The organism is Synechococcus sp. R55.8, assembly GCF_047461895.1.
In the GTDB taxonomy this organism is placed as follows: domain Bacteria; phylum Cyanobacteriota; class Cyanobacteriia; order Thermostichales; family Thermostichaceae; genus Thermostichus.
Map to the genome: position 1 here is coordinate 11,487 of NZ_JANSIB010000059.1, position 5,133 is coordinate 16,619.

A 5,133-nucleotide genomic window follows, 5' to 3' on the forward strand; every position below is an offset into this window, starting at 1 on the left:
CTCACTGCTGCTGCAGCATCAAGGGGCGCAACACCCGGCCATCCCCCACCACAACCACCGTTGACAGCACCTGCTCACCACGGCGGAAGGTAATCGGCACCGATTGGCCTACCGGGGTATTTTGGATGATCTGCTGCACATGTTGCACGGAGGTGACCCGCTGCCCATCCACTCCAATCAAAATATCGCCCTGGGCCAGACCGGCTCGTTGAGCAGGACCATCCTGGAGCAAGCCGACCACCTGCACCCCCTGAACTCGAAGTGCGGGGCCGAACAGACGACGGCTGATGGCGCTCTGGGCTTGCTCGCCGTTCACCGTTTCAATGGCAACTCCAATGAAGCCGTTGCCGACAGCATAGGAGGCAGGCGACCACTGAATCCCGAAGCTGTTGGCGTCGCTGCTGACCTGAACCGTGGAGCCGTGGTGGTTGTAAGCTTCACCCCCAACCGAGTCGCAGGGGTAGGCCACAACTGCATCTGCCAGCAAGAAGGAGATGGGCAGGGCTAGGGCAAGCTTGAACAGATGGGTTGGTTTCTGCATGGTTCGACCCTGGAAACGGTGAAGTAGAAATGAGCTTGAATCCGCGAAGCACTTGGGTGGATGCACCAGCCAGGTGTGGGCAGCTTGCACCGCCCCTCCCTCAGTGATAAACCCAAAATCGCCAACTGTCGATAGGCTTGGCCGTGCTTCTGGGCTGGATCCCAAGGTTTTGCCGGCCTTCCTGTAGCAATTCTTCAAGGTCTTGGGATCCCTGGCAGCACTGGGTTGGCTCGGCGGGGCTCACAAACCGGCAAAGCGATCGGTGGCTTCCAGGAGGGCGGTGCGGATTCCGGGCTCGGTGATGGAATGGCCAGCATCGGGGATCATCCGAAACTCTGCTTCTGGCCAAGCCTGATGCAGCTCCCAAGCAGAGATGGGCGGGCACACCACGTCGTAGCGCCCCTGGACGATCACCGCCGGCAGATGCCGCAGCCGTCCCACCCCCCTGAGGAGCTGATCCTCCGGATCCAAAAAACCGCCGTGGACAAAGTAATGGCACTCAATGCGGGCAAAGGCCTCGGCAAACTCTCCCCGACCAAAGCGCTCGATGAGCTCTGGGCTGGGGATCAACTTGCTGGTGCTGGCCTCCCAAACAGACCAGGCGCGAGCTGCCCTCAGCCGTACCTGGGGATCTGGGTCGTTTAGGCGGCGGTGGTAGGCTGCCAGCAGGTCATCCCGCTCTTCGGGAGGGATCGGCTCCAGGTAATGTTCCCAAGCGTCGGGGAAAAAGTAGCCGGCCCCCGACTGGTAAAACCAGCGGAGCTCAAAAGGGCGCAAGAGAAAAATGCCCCGCAAGACAAACCCTAGGCAGGATTGGGGGTGGGTTTGCCCATAGGCCAGGGCAAGGGCACTGCCCCAGCTGCCCCCGAACACAAACCAGCGATCAATGCCCAGATGCTGGCGCAACTTCTCGATATCCGCCACCAGATCCCAGGTGGTGTTCTCCCGCAGCTCGGCATAGGGGCGACTTTTCCCGCAGCCCCGCTGATCGAACAGCACCACCCGCCAGCGGCTGGGATCGAAATACTGCCGGTAGATGGGATCGATCCCACCTCCAGGCCCCCCGTGCAAAAACACCACCGGCTTGCCTGCCGGGTTGCCGCACTGCTCGTAGTACAGGGTGTGGAGGGAGGAAACCGCCAGAAAGCCTTGATCGTAGGGCTCGATGGGGGGATAGAGATCGCGCGACATAACTTGAAGCTCTGCTGGTCATCACGCTCAAGGTCTGCGCAGGGCAATGGTGGCCTTGGGCGGGATCCCTTCCTGAAAGGTCTCGCCATCGGCAGCCAGGATGACAAATTGCAGCTCCTGACCCGGCTGGGCGCCCAAATTGCTCCAGGGGATGGCCACCTCCAAACAGGCATCCACCACCGCCTTCACTTGATGGCCGATGGCGTGCCAGGTGTGGTACTCCCCTGCCTGCAAGAGCTGGGCTTGCACCTCCGCCGGATGCTGGCCGGTGCCGGGAGGCGGCAGTGACAACCGCAACAGGTGGCGGTAGTGGTAGTTGAGAGGGGCTTCTGCCGGCAATCCCTGCAGGGGAATGGGGCTGTTGACGGTGACGCGGTTGGGATAGAACCACAGCACCAGCAATTGCCTGGGCCGCTGCACCACCGAGTTAAAATCCAGCCGCAGGTAGAGGTTGAAGTGATCAAACCCGTACCAGAGGCGGCGAACGGCGCTGTTGCGGTGCATGGTGCCTCGGGCCGCTCCAATCTCCACCCGCCCCGCTTGGCTCCACTCCCGTTCTGCCGGACGACCGTTGATGGCCGGGTGGATAAACCCCTGCGGCAGGCGATCCCCTAGGCCGTCATGATCCTCCAGGGGAAATTGCAGCACGGTCGGCACCGCCTCTCCCAAAGCAGTGTAGAGCGCCTGCAGGTGCTCCCGAAACAACTGGTCGAAAACGGCATCATGGGCGGAGGAGTGGCCTGCCCCAAACCACCAGAACCAATCGGATCCCTCGGCGGCCCAGAGGGCTTCCCAGGCTTGGGGATTGGCGCGGGGATGATCCTGAATCACCTGGCGGGCCTGAGCCAAGAGCTCCCAAGCGCGGTTTTTCACCGGATCCCCAATCCAGGTGGTGAAGTCCGCCTCGATCCAGGAGCCACTGTGCAGCTGCTCTGCCGGCAAAAACTCAGTGGGAGGAAACTGATCCAGAAACTCGGAGACCGTCACCAAGCGCAGCGCCGGGTGCTGGCTGAGGCGGGTATAGAGGTTTTCCAAGAAGGGCCGGCCATCTTGGGGGTAGTACTCCCAGCAGTTTTCCCCATCCAGAGCGATGGTCACCAGCCAGGGCTGCTCCTGGGGCAGGCGGTTGCGGATGCTCTCCAGATGGCCGATGAGATCTTTGGCGGCAGCATCGGCGGGCATGGCGCTGTAGCTGAAGCCGATCAAATCCGAAAGGCGGTGATCCCGAAAGACGATGGCCAGATCCCCCCGCTCGGTTTCCAGGCGGTAGGGGCGGTAGAGCTTCTCCGGCTCCAGAATGTGGCCCTGCCCATCGCGATGAAAAGGCTGGCCCAGGCTCCACCCCAAAACCCCTTCGTCGGAGATGATCCAATCAAAGCCCTGTTCTTGCACAATCGGCACAATGGCAGGGCTCACCGATTGCTCCGAAGGCCACAGGCCCCGCGGCTCGCGGCCAAAGCGCTCCCGATAGATCTGCTTAGCCCGCTCCAGTTGGGTGTGGACATCCTGCTCCCAGTGAAAGGGGTAGCGAGGTAAGGGCAACCCTGGGCGGGCCACCCGTGCCGAGCGCTCGCTCACCAACAGGGGCAAGATGGGGTGGGTATAGGGGCTGGTGGTCAGCTCCAGTTGGCCGCTGCTCTGCAGTTTGGCGTGTTGGGGCAAGATGGCGCCGAGGATCTGTTGTTGCTTGGCGTAGATCCGCTGCCGATCCGCCAGGGTAAAACCGGATCCCATTTTGATCCAGCCCTCAATCTCAGGATCCTCCTGAAAGAGAGGATCAAACCAAGACAGGTTGTGCCAGGCCAGCAGATCCCCGAAGTCCTGCGGAGTCCAGTACTGCAGACACCAGTTCACCCCCTGAGATTCCCGTTGGTTGTAGAGCTGCCGGTAACGGGGGTAGGGCTCGATCATGGTGGGGTAGTGGCTGTCGAAGAAGCGCTCGACCACAAAGCGCAGTTGATCGGGGCCGAGCTTTTCGACAGGGGATAGGGTCAGTTCCAGGTAAGGATCAAAAGCCGAGCCGGCCACATACTCTTCGATCTGTAGAATCAGGGAGGGCACCAGGTTAATCGTTTGGTGCAAGCGGGGATAGCGCTCCAGCAGCAAGACCAAGTCCAGGTAATCTTTGATCCCGTGTAGGCGCACCCAAGGCATGCGATATTTACCCGCCACCGGACTTTTGTAGAGGGGTTGGTGTTGGTGCCAAACCAGGGCGACGTGCAGCGGGTAGGTCATGGGCGGTACCGGATCCAACCATCACCCGGATACTAGCCCATCTGTCTGGCTCGCGATCGTAAGAAACTCTTGAATGTCTGAGCTCTGCCGGTGTCGATGGCGGTGGGGAAAAGCTTGCCATTCGGCAGATTCCTCAGGAGAATGGCGGCAAATGGAAGAGCTGAGCCATGACTGCCGCTACCCACCTTCTGGAACAGTCGATCGTTGTCTTTTCCCAAAACTATTTGCCCATCAGCCGGGTCAATATCAAGCGGGCAATCGTGCTGCTGCTAACAGGCAAAGCCGAACCGCTCTCGATGATGAATGTGCCGGTGTGGAAGGTGCGCTCCCCCAGCCAGGTCATTGAAGTGCCCGAACATATTCGCCTGACCATCAAGGGCAAAGAGCGCGCTTGGCGCGTGCCCCCTGTGAATCGGCGGGAGGTTTTGCGGCGGGATCACCACACCTGCCAGTATTGTGGCAGCACCCACAATCTGACCTTGGATCATGTCGTGCCCCTCTCCAAAGGGGGATCCCACAGTTGGGACAATGTGGTGACGGCTTGCGAACGCTGCAATCAACGCAAGGGCAACCGCACCCCTGAAGAAGCCAACATGCCCCTGCGCAGCAAACCCCGTGCCCCTCTCCACCCGACGGTGGCTTTTGCGGAGCAGTTCTGGCGCGAACACCAAAGTCGGCAAGAGTGACATCCTCCCGGCGCTCATCCTATGGACAGAGCGCGGGCCACCCTTCCCGTCAGCAGGACGGAGTCCTTACCTCGCGGTCGGGCATTCCTGCCCCACGCCACTTGTCTGGGTCTACAACCCCCGACAGAACAACTGGACAGGCGGTTCCCCTTCCCCAGCCTCCCCCCTAGGCACTGCCAGCTCGCAAAACAACCTCTAATCCACCCAGCACAGTTCCCAAGGCTGAGGCTGAGTCCCGATGCACCCGGTACCGGCATTCAGGGCACTGAGGCCCCCCGACAGCCCAGCTGTTGCTAACCATCCCCCAGCACTTGCAACCGATTTGGCCGCTTCCTTTGGGGTCAACCTTGGCAAAGTCCACCCCACCCTTCTAGCAAACCCACTCCAGAAGGCAGAGAATCTATCCCCAGGCAGCCTCGACGCAATCCTTGGGCAACATCCCCCTTGCCCAGCCCTTGGCCTTGAGGTCTTCCACAAAGA

Annotated in this window: 4 protein-coding genes; 1 reads left to right on the top strand and 3 read right to left on the bottom strand. The window is 60.9% G+C overall.

Annotation, left to right across the window (positions count from 1 at the left end):
* Nucleotide 1: 1 nt before the first annotated feature.
* From NW829_RS07435 to NW829_RS07445, 3 genes are all read right to left on the bottom strand, one after another.
* Nucleotides 2–541 carry a PDZ domain-containing protein gene (locus tag NW829_RS07435; protein ID WP_414412911.1) on the bottom strand — a complete coding sequence of 180 codons (540 nt, stop codon included), beginning with the start codon at nt 539–541 and terminating at the stop codon, nt 2–4.
* 240 nt (nt 542–781) lie between these two features.
* A complete protein-coding gene (gene pip, locus NW829_RS07440) occupies nt 782–1,732 on the bottom strand; it encodes a prolyl aminopeptidase (protein WP_414329348.1) in 951 nt (316 codons plus the stop codon).
* 27 nt (nt 1,733–1,759) lie between these two features.
* The gene (locus NW829_RS07445; RefSeq protein ID WP_414416786.1) at nt 1,760–3,967 is read right to left on the bottom strand and encodes a glycoside hydrolase; all 2,208 of its coding nucleotides are present in this window, start codon (nt 3,965–3,967) and stop codon (nt 1,760–1,762) included.
* A 167-nt stretch (nt 3,968–4,134) separates the two neighbouring features.
* Between NW829_RS07445 and NW829_RS07450 the strand changes: the two genes are divergently transcribed.
* The gene (locus NW829_RS07450) at nt 4,135–4,653 is read left to right on the top strand and encodes an HNH endonuclease (protein ID WP_414350223.1); all 519 of its coding nucleotides are present in this window, start codon (nt 4,135–4,137) and stop codon (nt 4,651–4,653) included.
* Nucleotides 4,654–5,133 lie beyond the last annotated feature (480 nt).